Raw genomic sequence first — 19,040 nt, forward strand, 5'->3', positions numbered from 1 at the left:
ACAATTCTGCATAATATAGCGACCGGTGATTGTCCTCATAACCAGACAAAATATGAGGTGAACAGATCATGGAACGAAGAATCACACTGAAACATACACTCGCCTATGGAAGCGGTAACATGCTGGGAAGTGGCGCACTTGCTATTAGCGGTGCGTGGTTAATGTACTTTTATACAACCTTTTGCGGACTGTCTCCCGTTCAGGCCGCGGCCATTTTCTCTGTTGCCAGCATCATAGATGCAGTCAGCAATCCGATCATGGGCTTTATCAGCGATAACTTTCACCGGACCCGCTTGGGCCGTAAATTTGGCAGACGACGCTTTTTCATCATGATGGGTATCCCGCTGATGCTCGTGTATCCGATGCTTTGGGTAGATGGGTTGGGCTTCTGGTATTACCTGAGTACGTACGTACTGTTTGAACTGGTGTATACCTCTGTCATGGTGCCGTATGAAGCACTAGCGTCAGAGATGACCCGAGATTTCGGCGCACGCTCCAGATTGACCGGATGGAAGGCCATGTTTGGCAAAATCGCCAATTTTGCGGCTGCTTTTATCCCTGGTCGTTTTATTGCTGAGTATGGCAAAGACTCTCCATTGCCTTTCTTTTATACCGGTCTCGTTTTTGCAGCTATTCTGCTGATTGCGATGGCATTCTTGTATAAAAACTCCTGGGAACGTCCAAGTGAGGAACTGCAAAAGGAACTGGAAGGTGAAGCTCCGCTTTCCTTTATAGATTCGATGAAAAAGTTGTTTATCGACATTTCCTCTACCTTCCGAGTCAAGACGTTCCGTCATCATCTCGGGATGTACCTGGGCGGCTTTTCAGCTGAGTGGCTGTTTACTTCTGCTTTTACGTACTTTATTGTCTTCTCCTTGTTCCAAAGCTCGGAGATGGTATCCAATTTGAACAGCTTTAACTCTGTCATTCAATTGATTTCTACCTATTTCTTCATCCAATTCTGTGTGCGTAAAGGGTTCCGTATGCCTTTTATCGCCGCACTCGTTGTCGTTTGCTTCAGCGTAGCAGGTTATGGCCTGCTCTATATAACGGGAGCCTCTAATACGATGGTATGGCTATATGTCATCACACTGTTCATGGGACTTGGTACAGGGGGCGTCTACTACATCCCTTGGAATCAATACACGTTCCTTGCCGATGTGGATGAAGCGTTGACTGGCCGTCGCCGGGAAGGTATTTATGCAGGTATGATGACTTTTGCCGGAAAAATGGTGCGGGCCGTTGTCGTCTTCATTCTTGGCTGGGTATTACAGCATTTTGGCTTTGTATCCGGGGCTGATAGTCAGCCAGTCGCTGCTCAGCACGCCATCTTTTATGTACTCGTGGTCGGTACCATCGTTCTCGCGATCATCGGTATGATTGCGTCTGTCGTGATGAAGCTGGATATCGACAGCCACAAGAAGCTAATCGCCGAAATTGACCGCCTCAAAAACGGTGGCTCCATGAAATCAGCCAAACCGGAAGCACGAAAGGTATTCGAGGAACTGACAGGTTTCCATTACGATCGGTGCTGGGGCAACAATAACGTGGGCTTCAAGAACAAACCTGTTGACCCTAAAACACACACTCCGTCTATGTAATAACAATAACAAATACAGATTAAACATTTACTAAAGAGGTGACTGTATCATGGCAAATCCAACATCACAACCAACAACCAGTCCTACAAAAACAGATTCTTGGGCAGTACGTATGAGCGATTCCGTTCTACAACGGAGTCCAGAATTTTACGAAAAATGGGAATATGACCACGGCGTCATTTACAGAGGTCTGGAATGGGTTGGCGAACTGACAGGCGATCCCAAGTATATGGAATATATAAAGAAACATATGGATCATTTTGTTGACGAAAATGGCGTTATTCAGCGCTATAAAGTAGATGAGTACAATATTGACCATGTGAATAACGGCAAACTGCTCTTCTCTCTGTATCGTGCTACAGGAGATGAACGATATAAGAAGGCTGCCTACCAATTACGCAGTCAGCTGGAAAAACACCCGCGCACAAGCGAAGGCGCATTCTGGCATAAGCAAATTTATCCGTATCAAATTTGGCTCGACGGCTTGTACATGGGTGCCCCGTTCTACGCTGAATTTATCCGTGAATTCGGAGATCCGTCAGAGTTTGACGATGTGACCCTGCAATTCAAGCTCTGCTATGAACATACACGTGATCCTAAAACAGGCCTGCTCTACCATGCCTGGGATGAGAAAGGTGAGCAGCATTGGTGCAACCCGGAAACAGGCTGCTCCAAAAATTTCTGGGGACGCTCGATGGGTTGGTTCGTTATGGCACTCGTTGACGTGCTGGACTATATTCCAGAGGATCATGCAGACCGTCCCGTCCTGATTGATATGCTGACGGAAACACTGGAAGCCCTGCTGAAAGTGCGTGATAAAGAAAGTGGTGTCTTTTATCAAGTGCTCAACCTGGGCCATGTGAAAGGCAACTATCTGGAAGCCTCTGCTTCCTGCATGATTCTCTATGCTATTGCCAAGGGCGTTCGCAAAGGCTATCTGCCAGAGCAATATCGTCAAGAGGCAGAAATTATCCGTAAGGGAATTATCGATGAATTTATCACGATTACTGAAGAAGGACTCGTGAATCTGAACAAAACGGTGCAAGTAAGCGGTTTGGGTGGTAAAGATCGTCGGGATGGCACCTTCGCTTACTATATCAGCGAGCCGATTATAACCAACGATCCCAAAGGTATCGGAGCTTTCATTCAGGCGATGGGTGAAGCAGAACGCATCTAAACACGCGAAGTATAAACCTTAATTGCAAAAAGGACGGTGGCCATCAGCCCCGTCCTTTTCTTACATATAAACATATCCTACTTCATAACCTTAAACTCATATCCCTGTTTCTTTAGGAATTCTATAATTTGAGGCAACGCTTTTGCGGTTTCTTCTTTACCATAGGTGTCATGCATGAGTATGATGGCTTTTTCACGACCTTTGACTGACCTTATAAACTGGTTGATTAGTGCCGGTGCCTTCTTGGATTTCCCCTCTGCATCCTTCGTTAATACATTCCAATCTACCTGATGATAGTCCTTTTGATGTAAAACTTTATCCAAAGCAGCCATCCCCTGTGGATCTCTGCTATTCCATGTCATGTGGCCCCCCGGAAACCGGATCATTCTTGTGGTGAACTCTGGCCCCAGAATACTTTTTAACACCTTATTGTTCCTCTCAATATCCTGCATAACATGGTCCGTGCTTACCCGCTTGTTAGGATATAAATACTTATAATTATGAGAGTACGTGTGGTTTCCTATCGCATGACCTTCTTTAACAATTCTTTTGATAATGTTCCTGGTATGTTCATTTTCATCGGCTTCTTTTCCTACGATAAAAAAGGTTGCCTTGACCTTCTGTTTTTTCAGAATGTCTAATATTTTAGGTGTTACCGTCACGGATGGACCATCATCAAAGGATAAGTAGGCCACTTTTTTACCATCGGCTCCATCGGGCATCTGCCCTAGCATTTGCTGTTTTAAATATTTTTCGACAAAGGCACCATCTTCTACTTCGGGGTCGCTTTTTGGAGAGACTGCTTTACCATTTGCCCCCGCATTTACTTTACCTTTTGATGAGTCCTTGGATACGGAATCTGTTTTTTTAGCAAGCTCCTGTGTTGGCGCATGTGTTTGGTTATCTGAGACCTTTATCGCAATGAAAGTAATACAGCCTGCCACAAATAATATAATAGCAAGTAAAATTAGTCTTTTTCTGTTCCTCTTCAAGCGGTGTTCTCTTGTCCTACTATGTGAATAGCCCTTTTCCATTAGCTTATGTACCTCCCACTAAAATAAGAAAAACCACCGGATCAGGGTTGATGTACACACCTTAGAATGGACATGGGAAAAACCCTTAGGTTTAGCCGATGAAAATTTAGGGATGCACTTCAACCAGAGGACAACCTACTCCTGGTGGCTTTCTTGTCTTGCATTTGCATAATTTATGAGTATCATTGCAGTTTATTACGATTGCTTCGTTAAGGCCTGAGCCAACAAGGACGCATAAGCTTTAGCACCACTAGGTTTTAAATGTACTCCGTCATGCTCGAAATATGAATTTTTACCAGAGCTAGCTGCATACCAGTCAATCATTGTAATTCGCGGGTCCTGCAACGCTGCTTCGGCAAGATGCTTGTTCACAATACTCTCCCACGGCCGAGGCACACGGGTATTCACGAGTATAATATGCTTCGTATCCTTCAGACTGGCCAGCAAATTCGCTAACTGATCCTTGGTGAAAGCGCCGTTCGTGCCCAGCTCAATAATAACTGTCTTACCCAGCTGTCCGTTCTGTCTTAGCTGCTCCAGTACGGCAGGCGCCTCCGCCATCTGACGGCCGATCCGTCCATCTACAACAGCTCCCGGGAAGGAATCCTGAATGTACGACTGTACATCCAACATGACAGAGTCTCCAATGGCGGTCACACTCGACCCATCACCTGTAATAGGCGTAGCTTTTTTGGGTTTGTCCGAAGGTTCCGACGGTTTCGTAACATCGTCCGTAGTACCAGCCTGGACCGCCGTGTTTTTAGGCGTCTGGGCTTGAGACGGGACTGGGATCTGCACCTTGCTGCCCTCGGACCCTTGCAGCTTGATGGCTTTGGGCTCCTTGGAAGCCACGGATACCGTTCCGTGAAGCGGCGGCATCGCCTTTGCCTTTGCGACTGGCTTCTCATCACTTGATGCTGCCTGAATCGTTGCGTCAGGAGACGCCACGTACAGGTGGACGGTACCCACGAGAATACCTGCAAAAAGCACAGCCGCTGTAGTTGTAGGCATCCATCTCCACCGCGCCTGTCTACGAACCGCTGAACGGATTTCTGTGATCCAGTGGCGGAATCCTCCACGGCGAATCGGCTCCTCGATATATTTAAATGAGAGAGACGCCAGCAATACGGTAGCTAGCAATTGTAAAATGATACGCATCACATGCACGCCATCGGTATCTACTTGAGGCGTCGTTAGCGTAATAACCGGAACATGCCACAGATACAGTCCATAGGAACGGGCTCCAATCCAGCGTAGCGGCTTGATTCCAAGGAGACGACCAAGGTGGCTTACCGGATGTGCCAACGCTGCGACCACAATAGCAGTGACCAAAGCTATGCCCAGCAGGCCGCCCCGGTACAGAGATGGGTCATATTCATTCGAGGCCCACGCCCAGTGACAAAGCAGCAGCAAGCTTATTGCACCGATGCTGTCCAGAAGCATACGCGCCTTAGGAGAAGCTTGCTCTTTCAGTTTGCCGCTTGGCCATACCAAGGCCAGCGCCGCACCGATCAGCAGAGCAAATCCGCGCGTATCCGTGCCATAATACACCCGGCTCGGGTCGCTTCCTGGTACGTAAATCACTGCCATCAGGAGTGCAGATATTAACGCCAGACAAGTCACCCAGCCTGCGAGCACAATACGCTTGGGCATGAATTTTAGCCCAAGCGCCAGCAGTAAAGGCCATAAGATATAAAACTGCTCCTCCACCGCCAGCGACCACAGATGCCCGAGCGGAGAAGGTGGGCCGAAACTTTCAAAATACGAAACCTGATGGAAGATAAACCACCAATTGCTCATATACACCAATGCGGCAGGTACATCTCCGCGCAAGGCCGTTAGCCGCGACGGATCGAAAAGCAACGAGCACAGGACAATGACAGCCACAACCGTCAACATGGCAGGCAGCAACCTTCTGGCACGACGCAACCAGAAATCTTTCATTTTAAAACTATGATATGTATCCCACTGACTCACCAAAATATCTGTAATCAGATACCCCGACAAAGTAAAAAACACGCCTACACCCAACAAACCACCCGGCAACCAATCCGGATTCAGATGATACACAATGACTGCGATGACCGCCAGCGCTCTTAATCCATCCAAACCTGGCATATAACGACGTTGTGACGGCAATTGTTTAGACTTCATTTCAGCCGCCGTCCTTCTTGCAAATTCAAGCTCCCTGTCTGTTTCAATGCTCTTCTGCCCTTTCCCTCTCCTGCACATCGTCTGTGCGATGCCCTGTAGCCTTTTCATTCATTATATAAAACTTCATAATCGTAATGATTTCAATGAAGTTAAAATTAATGACAATGTTTTTATTATATCATTCCTTTCCACAGTTAGGTAACCACTGATAGATATACAAAAAAAGGCATCTCTTCCCTTAGGAAGAAAATGCCTTTTTATTAGTATTCTATGCTCTTAAAATTTGATGATACCTGAGGTATGAAGGAAGACCAACAACATCAGGATCGGTGCAACATACCGAAGACCGAATAACCACACGTTGAACCAGAAGGGTTTGATGTTCGCATGCTCAGCCGCAGTCTTCCAGTAATAACCTGTGAATATAACAATCAACAAACCGCCTAACGGTAAGAAGATGTTGGAAGCGGTGAAGTCTACGAAATCAAAGAATGATTTATCCCCCACTTTTAATTCCGGCACCAGGCCCATGGACAATGCAGAAGGGACGCCCAGCATCAAGCACAGGACCGATACGACGATAACAGAGCGAACCCGGCTCCAACGCATACGCTCCATGACATAGGCTACTGGAACTTCCAGCAAGGATACCATAGAACCTAATGCAGCAACCGCCAGCAGTACAAAGAACAAACCGCCGAAGAATGCACCAAAAGGCATTGCCGAGAAAGCAGCCGGTAAAGCAATGAAAACCAGCGATGGTCCTTGAGCTGGGTTAATTCCGAAGGAGAAGGTTGTAGGGAAAATAATCATACCTGCGATAAACGCATAGATTAAATCTCCGCCACCAACTGCCAGCATGGCTCCACCCAGCGATTGACGGCGATCCACGTACGCACCGTACGTGATCATAATCCCCATCCCCAGTGAGAGTGAGAAGAAGGCATGTCCCAAAGCAACCAATGCAGACTCTATGCTTAGCTTAGAGAAGTCGGGATTCAGAAAGAAGGATACGCCCGCACCAGAGCCTGGCAGCATAAGAGCGTTAATCATCAACACGAGCAACAGGATGACCTTGGCAGGAATCAAAATTTTATTGAACTTTTCAATCCCGTTTGATACCCCAAGAGTAACCACGACTGCTGTAAATGCAAAAACAACTAACAGCCAAACCAACGGCGCATACCCGGAGGAAAAAGAAGCGAACTGTCCAGCAAAATCATTATTTGAAAACAGATTTCCGCTAAATGCCTCTACGGCATAATGCAGTGTCCAGCCTCCTACAATGGCATAGAACGATAAGATAACAAAAGGCACGATAACAAACATGATGCTCATCTTGCCCCAAATCGGATGACCGCCTACTTTTACCATTGCAGAAGCAGCACTTCCTCGACCTGCACGACCAAGCGCAAGCTCTGCTAAAAGTACAGGCAAACCAACAAGCAACAGGCAGACAATAAACAATAAGAAAAATGCAGCTCCGCCATATTGTCCTGTAATATACGGAAATTTCCATATGTTACCTAGTCCTGCCGCACTCCCGATCGCCGCCAATATGAATCCAGCAGACGAGAAGCGTTCATTTTTATCAGACAGGCTATTCTGCCCCTTGCTCAAATTCATTATATCCCCCTCATTCTCTCTACTTACGCATAAACATGAGCATGCGCACATAAATAATTTTTACTCATTATAGCGTAAGTAGGATGTAAGGTCATGCATAATTTTTCACTATTACCGGATTTATTTTCATAATGTTCCGTATCTACAAAATACAACAGAAAACTACATATTTTCTTCAACATCCTTCTTTATTATGGTCTCTCCCATGCGATTAGATACTTTTTGATAAATATACGAAATCGCCAACAGTACAACACCAAAAGAGAAGTAGGCTACAATCGTGCTCCCCGTCGTTAACAGGTGCAGATCATACAACAGCAGCTTACCTGTCGACAGCAAGGTCAAGCCCAATCCAAATCTGCGAATGTAGACCACTCGCTTGAGGAAGCCGTATACAATATACAAAATGGCCAGCAGCAAATACACCAGACTGAACACAAGACCAGCATCCCCCAGGCGGAACTGAACTCCAAGAAAGGCGGTTATGATACCCAGCAAATATACACCCATAATGACCGGATACAACTCATTGCTTCTATAATGTCGGGTCATCAGTGCGTTCAGAAAATCCCTGCTGCTGAAGAATACCAGCACATTAAAGGCTGCGAGTACCACTAACGCCACATAATCAGCAGCCGTATTTTGTGCATAATTTTCATGCAAGGTTGGAACCGTTACGGTGATCACCAGTGCCAGCGCGTAGCCTATGACGTACAACGCCAAGCTGTAGTATTTAATCACCCGATCATACAGCAACCTCACCTTAGGCAGGAAATAAGCCAACACCAGCGATACGCAGGTGTACAACAACACTTTGTACAAGGTGTAATGGACAAACTCGTCGGATAAGACGATGTTATACCAATGCCCGGCTTCATACAAAAGGTAGAAATACACGTTCACCAAAGCTACATATTTAAATCCTTGCATGATATGCATTTCGTACAAACGATTGTTTTTGAAAGCATTCGGACGGCTAAATTGAATCGCATAGAAGACGGTAACGATCAACATTCCCAGTGTAATGAGCGTATATTTGAGTCCAAAATAGTCTGTCTCAAATCCTGACAACAGATATATAGGGAAATCGACGAAAAAGAATGCGCCCAGACACAGTAATAAAATGCCCCAGCCAGCTCGTTCCAATTCCTTCAACCGGTAACGGTGCCCATATAATGTAAGAAGAACCGCTTCGATCAACCAGCCCATGGATAACCATCTAACTCCAAACTGGAACGGCACCATAAGGATGGCAAAGGTCAACGAAGTCGCATAAAATAATATTTTGGTTTGTTTCTCCTCTGGAATATATCGACGGACCCATTGTCCCAGACCCCCGTACACCAAGCAAAAGACGAGAGCCAGCAAGCCTTTATAATCATCCAGGCCTGCATCGCCGAACAGAGAATACAGAACGGAACAGCTCACGACTGTATTCAGAGCCAAAAGGGAGAAATCCAGCCATGACAGTTTTGATTTTAAACGGAACGGCACCCACAGCGTCATCCCGAGGTACATCGCAAATGTAATGACTGCATACAGCATGCTCGCTACGGCACTTTCCGATAACCACGCCAGCACAATCATCAAGGGCGTATTAAGTAAAAAGCTGATATATTGCACGACGACCCACCGTTTGCGGAAGGATACAAGCAGAATCAGCAAGTTTAACAGGAACAAATAGCCCATGGCGATATACACGGCGTTCCCTTCCAGTCCGTTCGCTGCCATATAGGAAAAGAGCGGGAGATATCCCCCTACTAAACCAAAAGAGCATATCGTTCGGGATTCATACCTTAATGACAGGAGCACAGCGGTCACCGTAACGAGTACGGATAAGCCTATGCCTGTATACATTCCTATGATTTCTAACAAAAAGTAGCTGTAAAAAATCGATCCGTACAACACAGAAATACCGCCGCCCAAAATACCGAGCGCAAAGGTCTGCTTCTGCTTGCGGTACAGCCACTCCCCGCCGCCCAGCATCAACGCTCCTAGCAGAAAGAAGGCCACGCCCTTCATATTTCCTGTAAACCAGTTCGAGTATGAGTATTTAAAAGCGGCTCCCACACCCAATATAATGAGCAAAATCCCCAGTTTGTTGATCCAGTTCAAGCCTAGCTTCATTTCAAACTGATTTTGCTTCATGCGCTTCTGCATCGTTTCTTCGCTGATCTCTTCTTCTCCGAACTGCTGGAACTCGCTTGCCGTCTGATGAAGCAATTTGCGCTCGGCCTCCTGAAACCGCCCGCGTTGCTCCATGATTCGGTCACGAATCTCCTCTGAGAACAGTCGTAATCTGGCGAGAATCTCGTCCTGATCTTCTTTAAGCTCATGCGTAGTTTGCTGAATAAGCTGGTCCACCCGGTTTTTAGCCCCATATTCAAAGGCTGTCAGCCGATTTTCCCCTTCTGTAGTTCTGGAGGCAAAATAGGTCTCCAGCTTTTCACGCGAAATGCGGATCATATTCGCCTTTTCACTCAGCATTTGCTCCGTCAGCGCAGTGCGCAGCTTTCCATTTTCCTGCTCAATATGTCGTACTCGCTCTTCCAAGTGAATGCAGCGAGCCTGATAATCCTCGAACTTTTTTCGCAGAACCTCATTCTCCAGAATGATATCTGAGGCTTCATAGTCCGCGATTAATGTTTGATACTCCTTGAGCAGCTTGTTCTGTTCTTGGCGGATCGTATGTAAACGATCTTTAAAATCCTCCATGTTCTCCTCCATCGCTGTCCATTTTGGTAATCATTACATTTTACATGAAATTAAAAAGGCATTATAGAGACTATAGCCCATTTTGGACGTTAAATTGGGGCTTTTACTTATATATTCTTCCAGTTTCATGATCGCAGATGAAGTAGAATGGATATACATATGAAATAAAGCCTACCTTTCCCCTTCGCAAACATGAAATCCAAATTGAAAGGAGATATACATGTATTCAATAAGTGGCACTATAGCTTTGATAGCAAGCATGTCCATGTTTTGGCTTTTATACGATTTGAGAGTCAGCCATTCTGTAGGCTATAATGATGCCTTTTACTTATTTCCACTTATTTTAATTACGCTGTGTATTTATTTTTATTGGAAAGATCACGATGAAAAAAGGAATTAATTCAATGTGCAGACTCATGCCCTTGATTACCCTGCCAAAAATCCGTATACTAACAAAAAAGCAAACGATATTATGCCTGTGAAGAGCATCCAACTCGGAGGCGTTTACGCCAAGGACCATACGTTAGCGTAGGATATGGCGATATGTACCTAAGTAAACCGGACCCGCCCGTTACAGCGGAGCAAAGTGGATTGGAGAGTCATGACATCTGTCATGCTGTCCGGTCAATTTGGGTGGCACCGCGAGATCAAAGCGCTCCTCGTCCCATGTGGATGAGGGCGCTTTTTGTATTTTTATCCGAAAAGGAGTGCGGTGTCATGTTGGATATCAAATGGATCAGAGAGCATCAAGAACAAGTTCAGACGGCAGCAGACGGCAAAGGAATACAGGTATCGGTCGCGGAGCTGTTGACCCTGGATGATCGGAGAAAACAGCTACTTCAGGAAGTGGAACAACTTCGGCAGAAGCGTAATCAATGTAGTCAGGATATTGGCGCGCTAATCCATGCCGGCCAGAGTGAACAGGCAGAAGTGGCAAAGCGGCAGGTCAAAGAAATTAACGGACGACTAGATCTTCTGGAAGCCCCGCAACAGGAAGTAGAGGAACAGTTTCAACAACTCTTGCTTCTGATGCCTAATATCGTATCGCCAGATACGCCATGGGGGAGATCGGATGAGGATAATGTTGAACTGGAGCAGGTCGGGCCGGTTCCGAACTTCGGATTTGAACCAAAGGATCATATGACGCTCGGTGAGCTTCATAAGCTAATCGACGTCCCTCGGGGTGTCAAAACAGCCGGTACCCGTAACTACTATCTGACGGGAGCAGGGGTTGCATTGCATCGAGCTGTGCAGCAGCTTGCGGTGGATCTGCTGACTGAACGCGGATTCCAGTTGCTGGATGTTCCGCTGATGGTACGTGCAGAGGCCATGCGCAGCACTGGTTTCTTCCCGCTCGGACTGGATCAGACGTACCGCATCACAGGTGAGGATCAGTGGCTTGTAGGCACTTCGGAAGTGCCACTGGTCTCGTATTACAGCGGTGAGATCGTGGATGTTACCGACCCGATTCGGCTGGCTGCCGTGTCCGTATGCTTCCGCAATGAGGTCGGCTCGGCCGGAAGGGATGTGCACGGACTGTATCGTGTGCACCAGTTTGCCAAGGTTGAGCAGGTCGTCATCTGCGAAGCCAGCCTGGATGCTTCAGAGCAGATGTTTCAGGAAATTACGCGCAATGCGGAAGACTTGCTTCAACTGCTGGAGCTGCCCTACCGTAAGATGGCTGTCTGTACAGGCGACATGGCGCAAAAAACCTACAGGCAGGTGGACATTGAGACATGGATGCCCAGCCGCCAAGCTTACGGCGAGACACATTCGTCGTCCCAGCTGCTTGATTTCCAGGCGCGCCGCTCCAACATCCGGTACCGCAATGCGGACGGCAAGCTGAAATATTGTTACACGCTCAACAACACAGCGGTCGCTTCGCCCCGGATTCTGATTCCGTTGCTGGAGCATCATCAGCAAGAGGACGGTTCAATCCGTATTCCGGAGGCTTTACGCCCATATATGCCGCAAGGTATGGAATTTTTGCGTACTCCCTTGTTATGAAAACAGGAGCGCACTTTGAAAAGTAGTACCCAATGAGCAGGATTTCCCATTGTAATCATCGAAAAAAAGGCGAAGGATAACTATCCTTCGTCTTTTTGATGTCTCATTGTGTCATTGTGCTTCTGCTTCCCATGCGCTGGCAGGGCCAAAGAATTCATAGTGGATATCCGAAGCAGGGATATTCCACTCCTTCAACAGGCCGTATACCGATTGCATGAATCCCTCAGGGCCGCAAAAGTAATATTGTGCGTTACGCTCCGGTATCACGGATTGCAACCAGGCCAGATCCAAACGGCCTTCCTTGTGAAAAGCCTTTGCCAGCCGATCTTGCTCCGTTGGTCTGCTGTAACACCAACGAACTGCAGCCTGTGCATGTGTGGCGACCAGCTTTTCCACCTCATTACGCAAAGCATGGTTATCCCCATTGACTGCTGCGTGGACAAAAGTGATAGGCCGATGCGGAGCAGATTTCACCAAGGAAGCCAGCATACTGACCATCGGGGTTAGCCCGACCCCGCCGCTGATCAGCACGACAGGTCTGCGATCTGCCCGATCCAGCGTAAAATCACCCGCCGGTGCAGATACCTGAAGCACATCGCCCTCTTGCACCTGCTCATGCAGATACACGGATACTTTACCTGCCGGACGGGACTCTACAGCATCCTCTCGCTTTACAGATATTCGGTAGTGAGGTTGGCCCGGTGCATCCGAAAGACTGTATTGACGAATGTGGGTATTATGTTCTCCCGGGATTTCCATCTTTAAGCTGATATATTGTCCGGGCTCGAATTCAGGCAACACCTGTCCATCCTGCGGCACCAGATAAAAGGACGTAATTTGGTCGCTTTCCTTAACCTTTTTCTGCACAACAAAGCTCTTAAAGTCTGACCAGCCTCCCTGCTGCTGTCCAGCCTCCTTGTACATTTCAGCTTCCACGTCTATAAATACATTAGCGATCACACCATAGGCCTCGGCCCATGCGGCAATGATCTCGTCTGTAGCCGCATCTCCCAGTACGTCCTTGATCGCAGCGAGCAGATATTTTCCGACGATAGGGTAATGCTCGGGCTTAATTCCCAAACTGCGATGCTTATGTGCAATCTGGCGTACCACCGGAAGAATTTCCTCCAGACGGTCAATGTGCTGTGCAGCCGCGTATACAGCATTGGCCAGCGCTCCCTGTTGACGTCCTTGCTTCTGATTCGCGTGATTGAATATATTGAGAAGCTCGGGATGGGCCTCAAACATCATCTGGTAAAAACGCTTGGTGATTGTAGTTCCGTGTACCTCCAAAACAGGTACAGTCGATTTGATCGTTGCAATGGTTTGCTCACTTAGCATCTTTGTATCCCTCTTCTCTCCAAAATAAGATAACAAAGGGTATTTCAATATATGTCCCATTTGTAACCCTCAATTTAAAGCAAGTATACCCACATAAAGTAACCGTTTATGTGATTCCAGTCACTTTAAATTTAAAATAATGTGAACGTGTCAATGACAAAACGCACAATTACAAACGCTTCCCACATAACTGACGAGCTTTCCCCAAAGTTTCAAATATCTATATACCTATTTTGTATGCAGTGATCAGATTTGTCCTTTCTCGTAACAACAGTTTCACCATGCTAAAGACTTCAATTTATTCCACTTGTAAACGCTTCCAATTAGGATAAAATCGAAGATGAGGTGCCGGACAAGCCATTCCGACCCATCCTATCCGTGTTAAAGGAGGCAGATGATATCGTGAAGTGGATCAACAGCAGCAAATGGTTAGCCGCATGGATTTGTATCCTATTCGCAGTGACCAGTGCGGGTCTTCAACCCGACACAGCACATGCCAATATAAGAGGCGTTACGCAAGCAACCTACGGGACCGAGGTAAACCAAGCGCTGAATGGCTTGGACGTCGCCAATGCTGAACTATCCCTGAGCGCAACAGCAAGCACAGCCATTACGAACGGAACGGATTGGAAAGACACCGCAGGTAACCCGATTCAGGCGAACAGCGGTAATATTCTAAAAGTAGGTTCTACTTATTATTGGTACGGCGAGCACGCCGAAAACTGGAAATTTGAAAAAGTGAACGTATATACCTCAACCGATTTGAAAAATTGGTCCTTCCGCAGCAGTATTCTCACCAAAGATTCCGCCCCTGAGCTGAATTCGAGCAAAATCGAGCGTCCCAAAGTTATCTACAACAAAACCACCGGAAAATATGTACTATGGGCGCACTATGAAAATGGCACGGACTACTCACTAGGTCGTGTAGCCGTCGCTACCAGCGATACACCCGACGGAAATTTTGCCTACCAAGGCAGCTTCCGCCCACTGAATTACGAGTCTCGTGATATGACGGTGTTCACGGATACGGACGGTAGCGGCTACCTTATTACAGCTTCCCGTAAAAATGGCGGTGCCAACGATACGATGGCGATCTTCAAGCTGACAGCCGATTATACAGGCGTGCAGTCGTTCGTTGGCTGGATTTTTGAAAATGGCTATCGCGAAGCTCCTGCTGTTGTGAAAAAGAACAATATCTACTACCTGTTCACCTCGCAGGCATCTGGCTGGTATCCGAATCAGGGTGCTTACGCAACCGCCAGTTCCATGACTGGAAGCTGGTCTGCTCTGTCACCCTTCGGTGATCCAGCGGCTTACGGCTCGCAAATCCATTCCATCGCCACGATTACAGGTAGCGCAGGAACCAGCTACATCTATATGGGCGATCGCTGGAATCCGCTCAATCTGAGCGACCACAAATTCATCTGGTTGCCACTAACTCTGAATGACTCCAACAAAACAGCAACCCTGAACTGGTACAGTAGCTGGGATCTGGATGCTGCGACAGGCACAGTAATCCTGCCGTCCCTTGTGAATCACGCACAGGGCAAAACAGCGACTGCTAGCTCAGCCGCATCCAGTTCTCCAGCTTCACTGGCGAACGACGGCAACGCCCAAACCTCGTGGAAGGCTGCCTCCGCATCCTGGCCCGCTTGGTGGCAGGTCGATTTAGGCAGTACCAAGACCATCAGCGAAGTGGATATTTCATGGTTTATGTACAAAGGATCTGAAGCGTATTACAAATATAAAATTGAATACAGCATGGATGGAGTTAACTACTCCACGATTGATCGTACAGGTAATACCACGTATGGTTTTACCAGTGACAAAGTCAATTTTCAAGCTCGCTACGTGCGAATCAACCTTGTAAATGCAGTGCTATTCAATAACCCGAACAACTGGTATACCCCGACGGTGCATGAAGTAAGATTGCTTGGCAATTAACTTTCACACTTGGAATATTGCCTTAATCCTTAAAAAAATATCGCACAGCTCTTGCGCAATGTTGTACCCATTTGCAGGAGCTGTGCAATTTGTGTTGAACCGCTATGTTCGAGTACCTCTCTTAGACTCCTGAAGTGTCCCATGCCGGGCAATGATAGTGAGTCGCAGATAATCAGATATCAAGCGCTGCATGATATCCTTGATATATTGCAGTCGTGATAGTAGATGCCTTAACGCAATCTCCGATTTGTGCAACATAAGGTGCACAATCAATTAACTCATCTACTACGTTTCTTCTTGGACGTTGTCCAAGCGCACAAATAACTGAAGTACCTGGAACAAAATGTTCTTCACCATTTTGATCAGCGCAAGCAACACCTTCTTGTGTAACACTCAGCCCTTTAAATCCTAAATGAACCTGAATGTTATTCTTTTCGATTTCTTTTAGCATAATCGGACGATGTCTAATATTAGCATCCGGAGCCAGCTCCGTTCTCATCTCTACCAGATGAACCGTCTTACCTTCCTGGGCAAGGTGAATTGCTGCTTCACAGCCTGCCAGACCGCCTCCCAATACGACTACGCTATCGCTGACCCTATCCTTCTCCAGATAGTAGTTATTAACAATGACTACGTTATCACCATTCAATCCAGGAATTGGAGGAACAATTGCTGCGGAACCAGCTGCGATAATTAACGCATCAGCATTTTCTTTCTCTGCATACTCTTTAGTAACAGGTGTATTCAAACGGATCTCAACGCCAGCGTCTTTAGCCAGCTTTCCGAGAGTAACACCTAATTCATACATCTCATATTTAAAAGGAATCGCCTGCTCTCCCCTCAAAATACCGCCTATCTCGTCAGCCTTCTCACATAGAATAACTTTATGTCCGCGTTTGGCTGCAGTAAGAGCTGCATAAAGCCCGCCTGGGCCTCCACCGGCTACTAAAACCTTGCGTGGATTAGGGGAAGGGTAAATTTCTGTTCCATCCATCTCACGACCAATTAATGGGTTAACTGTACAGCGTCTTGTGGATGTTTCTGCACGTTCTGCCATACAGGTGAAGCATCTCAGACATTTAATAATGTCCTCGTCGCGGTTGCTCATCACCTTTCTTGGAAGCTCTGGATCAGCAAGCAGTGCGCGAGCCATTTCAACAACATCCGCCTGACCGCTGGCAATGATTTCTTCCATTTGTGCCGGGTCATTTAATCCGCCGACCGTTGCAACCGGAACACTTACATGCTTCTTAATCTCTGCTGCAAGATAAACATTACTTCCATGAGGCAAGAACATCGAAGGGTGTGTGATACCAAATCCTGTCTGATAGGTTCCTGCAGATACATGAAGCAAGTCGACTCTTGATTCGATTAATTTAGCAATTTCTATACCTTCTGTCAGACCATAGCCGCCTTCAAATAACTCTGAGCCACTCATTCTAAACTCGATTGGGAAGCCAGAACCCACAGCTTTACGAACACAGTCAAGAACCTCCTGTGCAAAACGCACCCTGTTTTCCAAAGATCCGCCATACTTGTCTGTTCTGCGGTTGAAATAAGGAGAAAAAAACTGATTAATTAACCATCCATGTCCGCCATGAACCATAATCATTTCGTAACCTGCTCTCTTGGCCAGTCCAGCACATCTACCATAAGCTGCTACAATGTCAGCAATTAGTTCTTGCGTAAGTTCCTTTACTTCTCTGCCGTCTGGACGTACTCCTGGACTGGGTCCCCACTGAGCAAGTCCTTGTTTCTTATTTTTGTCAGTCAGATAAGTTCCTGCATACTGTCCAGAATGAGACAATTCCACACTGGCAATTGCCCCGTGACGGCGAATAGCGTCTGCAGTATAGGTAAAACTAGCAAGAGAATCTACTGTCCCCAGATCCAGATGGTACATATGGGAAGCTTCCGTCTCAGGATGAACCACGACTTCGCTGACCGTAACTGACGCAGCACCGCCTTTTGCTCTTAATTCATAAAAAGCTGTAGATTTCGGTCCAATAGTGCAGTCAGCTGTAATATCTGTACCTCCCATAGGAGAGCCAAACATTCTATTTCTGAAAGTCACATTTCCAATTGTAATTGGTTTACATAGATTGGGATATTTTCTTTGCATGATCTCATGCTCCTTATCTGTATTTATTGCTATGGGTTAATTGATAGCTTTCTGATTCATATCCACAGCCATCTTCTGATTTTTTCGGGTAGTGAACTTATATACAAATGTTAGGACAAGTCCGGTTATGCCAAGTACGGCCGCAATGACAAAGGCTCTCTGATAGCTACTGTCTGTGCTGTAAACATGACTCATAATCGATGGGCCAAAGTATCCTGCTGTTGCAAATCCAATAAACATAATTCCATAATTCACACTATTATTTCTCACACCAAACTGATCGGCAGTAAATCCAGGAAATACCCCCATCAGTGCACCAAAACATAAACCAATAACTGAAATACCAATATAGAATGTCAACACACTACCTTCGCCTGAAAAATAAAGCAATGTGAGCCCTATGACCGAAAAGACAGAAGAAAAAGCCAGGGTATTGATTCGACCGATTTTGTCCGAAATATAGCCTGCAACGATTCGTCCGCCCGTGTTAAACAATGCCAATACGGAAACAACTGTCGTAGCGGCTGCCGCAGACATACCAATCATTTTCTGAGCTATAGGAGAAGCTTGTGATGTACACATGAGTCCGGCAAAAGCACCACACATTAATAACAAGATCATGATATAAAACAGAGGGCTTGAGAGCATGCCTTTCCAGTCTTTGTCGTTCTGAATAGAACGGCCAACATTTACAGTCTTGGGTGTCCATCCTGCAGGAACAAAGTCAGATGGACATTTCTCAATGAAGAAAGAAGCAGCACATACAATAATAAGAAATGCTATACCGATGATAATGAATGCTGATGTCACACCAGACCTACTGATTAAACTATTGGCAATAGGAGGTATAATAACTGAGCTTATTCCATAAGCAGCCGTTGTTATACCGCCAACTAATCCTCTTTTGTCAGGGAAAAACTTAATAGAGTTGCTAATTGTGCATCCGTAAACCATTCCCGTTCCTAGGCCGAGTACGATACCGTAAGCCAATACCAGGTAACCTACAGATGTTGCAAATCCTGATAAAATCATACCGCCTCCAAATAGCAAGCCCCCTACAAAGATCACTTTCTTGGGCCCGAATCGATCATTAATCCAGCCACCTGAAATCATCGTGATAGGACCTACCGAATTTGTAATCGTAAATGCAATAGCCAAATTCCCCGGTGTTAAACTAAGTCCTGTGACGCTGCTCAAATATTCTGCCATTGGGGCAGAAAATACACTCCACGCGTAAATTGATCCAATACACAGATTAATAAAACAGCTTGCAATCAGAATAATCCATCTCTTTTTTGTAAGTTCCACTGAGATCTTCT

At 46.3% G+C, this 19,040-nt stretch carries 11 protein-coding genes; 4 read left to right on the forward strand and 7 right to left on the reverse strand.

Features of this window, described 5'->3' with window-relative positions; genetic code table 11:
* The first annotated feature begins 68 nt into the window (after positions 1 to 68).
* Positions 69 to 1,601 carry an MFS transporter gene (locus tag ACM1ND_RS26120; RefSeq protein WP_029518760.1) on the forward strand — a complete coding sequence of 511 codons (1,533 nt, stop codon included), beginning with the start codon at positions 69 to 71 and terminating at the stop codon, positions 1,599 to 1,601.
* 49 nt (positions 1,602 to 1,650) lie between these two features.
* Positions 1,651 to 2,778, forward strand: coding sequence for a glycoside hydrolase family 88/105 protein (locus ACM1ND_RS26125; RefSeq protein ID WP_023990952.1), 1,128 nt, complete (start codon positions 1,651 to 1,653; stop codon positions 2,776 to 2,778).
* Positions 2,779 to 2,855: 77 nt separating this feature from the next.
* Here the strand turns inward: ACM1ND_RS26125 and ACM1ND_RS26130 are convergent, their stop codons facing one another.
* From ACM1ND_RS26130 to ACM1ND_RS26145, 4 genes are all read right to left on the reverse strand, one after another.
* On the reverse strand, positions 2,856 to 3,812 hold the full coding sequence (locus tag ACM1ND_RS26130) for a polysaccharide deacetylase family protein (RefSeq protein ID WP_418026879.1): 957 nt from the start codon (positions 3,810 to 3,812) through the stop codon (positions 2,856 to 2,858).
* Positions 3,813 to 4,007: 195 nt separating this feature from the next.
* Complete coding sequence (locus ACM1ND_RS26135; RefSeq protein ID WP_023990954.1) at positions 4,008 to 5,966, reverse strand: acyltransferase family protein; 1,959 nt, start codon at positions 5,964 to 5,966, stop codon at positions 4,008 to 4,010.
* Positions 5,967 to 6,242: 276 nt separating this feature from the next.
* Complete coding sequence (locus tag ACM1ND_RS26140) at positions 6,243 to 7,592, reverse strand: sodium-dependent transporter (protein WP_013312591.1); 1,350 nt, start codon at positions 7,590 to 7,592, stop codon at positions 6,243 to 6,245.
* Between the two features lie 162 nt (positions 7,593 to 7,754).
* Complete coding sequence (locus ACM1ND_RS26145; RefSeq protein WP_418026880.1) at positions 7,755 to 10,307, reverse strand: DUF2339 domain-containing protein; 2,553 nt, start codon at positions 10,305 to 10,307, stop codon at positions 7,755 to 7,757.
* Positions 10,308 to 11,024: 717 nt separating this feature from the next.
* Here ACM1ND_RS26145 and serS point away from each other — a divergent pair.
* The gene (serS, locus tag ACM1ND_RS26150) at positions 11,025 to 12,314 is read left to right on the forward strand and encodes a serine--tRNA ligase (RefSeq protein ID WP_075154934.1); all 1,290 of its coding nucleotides are present in this window, start codon (positions 11,025 to 11,027) and stop codon (positions 12,312 to 12,314) included.
* Positions 12,315 to 12,425: 111 nt separating this feature from the next.
* On the opposite strand, the gene hmpA is transcribed toward serS, so the two are convergent.
* On the reverse strand, positions 12,426 to 13,655 hold the full coding sequence (hmpA, locus tag ACM1ND_RS26155) for an NO-inducible flavohemoprotein (protein ID WP_418026881.1): 1,230 nt from the start codon (positions 13,653 to 13,655) through the stop codon (positions 12,426 to 12,428).
* Positions 13,656 to 14,057: 402 nt separating this feature from the next.
* On the opposite strand from hmpA, the gene ACM1ND_RS26160 reads away from it, so the two are divergent.
* Positions 14,058 to 15,599 carry a family 43 glycosylhydrolase gene (locus ACM1ND_RS26160; protein WP_076295198.1) on the forward strand — a complete coding sequence of 514 codons (1,542 nt, stop codon included), beginning with the start codon at positions 14,058 to 14,060 and terminating at the stop codon, positions 15,597 to 15,599.
* Positions 15,600 to 15,771: 172 nt separating this feature from the next.
* Here ACM1ND_RS26160 and ACM1ND_RS26165 read toward each other — a convergent pair whose 3' ends face one another.
* Together ACM1ND_RS26165 and ACM1ND_RS26170 are read right to left on the reverse strand one after the other, a co-directional pair.
* Positions 15,772 to 17,721, reverse strand: coding sequence for an FAD-dependent oxidoreductase (locus ACM1ND_RS26165; RefSeq protein ID WP_023990959.1), 1,950 nt, complete (start codon positions 17,719 to 17,721; stop codon positions 15,772 to 15,774).
* Between the two features lie 36 nt (positions 17,722 to 17,757).
* Complete coding sequence (locus ACM1ND_RS26170) at positions 17,758 to 19,029, reverse strand: OFA family MFS transporter (protein ID WP_023990960.1); 1,272 nt, start codon at positions 19,027 to 19,029, stop codon at positions 17,758 to 17,760.
* Between the last annotated feature and the right edge of the window lie 11 nt (positions 19,030 to 19,040).

It is taken from the genome of Paenibacillus sp. JJ1722 (assembly GCF_048282685.1).
GTDB classification, from domain to species: Bacteria; Bacillota; Bacilli; order Paenibacillales; family Paenibacillaceae; genus Paenibacillus; species Paenibacillus polymyxa_B.